1 protein-coding gene is annotated in these 1,406 nt (G+C 66.5%); it reads right to left on the reverse strand.

Annotated features, from left to right (window positions below; all coding sequences use genetic code 11):
- Nucleotides 1-1,312: IS21 family transposase (istA, locus tag IE093_RS22240; RefSeq protein WP_189473117.1), on the reverse strand; the 1,312-nt coding region annotated here is incomplete at its 3' end.
- Nucleotides 1,313-1,406: the final 94 nt, after the last annotated feature.

The raw sequence follows: 1,406 nt of genomic DNA on the forward strand, positions 1-1,406 counted from the left end.
CCAGGGCCAGAGCGCCGACGAGGCGCTTGCAGGCCTCGGCGACTGGCCACTCCGTGGTCAGCCTGGCATACAAATCACGCCAGTCGGCGCCCGGCAGCAGCTCATCACGGAACGTCAGCCCTGCCAGGGCCCGGGGCTTGCGGACCAGCCAGCCGATGACATGCCGGTAGTCGATCACCCGCAGACGCCCGCTCTCCACCGTGGCATGTAGACGCGGCAGCGTGAGCAGGACTTGCTGCGCGTGGTGTAGCACCAAGCGGTCGTCGTACAGGTGCACCCGCAGCCGCTCGCCAATCAGCCGGGACGGCACCGAGTAGAGCACCCTGCGGACTTGGATGGTACTGGAGGTCGTGACGCGCACCGTTAACTCGGTGTAGTCGGTGCCTGGCCGGCTGGGGAGCGGCATCAGGACACCTCGCTCGATGGCAATGCGCGCCGCATTGCGGCGGTTGATGGCGGCCGAGATTTCATCGAGGAATGCCTGGTAGTCAGCGGGGCTGGCGAACTCGTGGGAGCCGCGCAGCGCTAAACGCTGCTTGAGACGCCGCTTGAAGTGGCCGTGGGGCGACTCGATGCTGGCATTCTCGTGGCCGCGCCCCGCGTTGTTGCGGGTCGCTGTCATGCCGTAGTGCGCACACAGGGCGGCGTAGCGTTTGGTGAGATCCGTCTTGGCGTCACGCCCCAGGTTGCGGAAGGCCGCCGACAGGCTGTCAGTGCGATGCTCAGCCGGTACCCCACCGAGGCGCTCCAAGGCGCCGGTCAGGCCTTCGGCCAGGGCCGTGTAACTCTCGCCGCCCAGCACCACGCGCACGTGGCACCAACCGCTGTACGCTAGGCGGAAGTGGTAGAGCCGGTGCTCCAGCGGCTTCCCGGCGATCGTGATGACGGTGCCCTTGAGCTCGGTGAAGTCGGAGAGACCGCGCAGCCCGGGACCGTGGGTCTGCGGGAACATCACTTCCTTATCCGGGCCGTGAGCGGCTCGCCATCCCTTGATCCGGCGCTGCAGGGTACGCAGCACGCTGTCCGGATACTGGCCGGGAAATTGCTCCTGAAGCCACTCCAGCAGCGTCAGTGCCTGAAGGTCCGGGGTGACCACTAGCTGCGGAACGAGCACTTGGTCCCATACGTCGGCGAAGGGATCTGGCCGCGTCCGCCATTGGCGAGGTGCCGGCGGTTCGGGGGATTCTGCCCGGCGTTCGAGACGGCGGGCGGTTCTGACGGAGAGACCGGCCTTGGCGGCGGCGACGTCTTGGGTCTGGCCTAGTTGACGTTGCGACATGTAGATCGTGACCTGCTGGCTGGTGACCGCCATACCGGCTCCCTGGTGGGTCGGGACAAGCGGTCAAGCTTAGGGCAGCCGGCCAAAATAGTTGTCGTCCACCGGCCAGAGTAATTGTCGCTCTATA

Source organism: Litchfieldella qijiaojingensis, from assembly GCF_014651875.1.
Lineage (GTDB): Bacteria > Pseudomonadota > Gammaproteobacteria > Pseudomonadales > Halomonadaceae > Litchfieldella > Litchfieldella qijiaojingensis.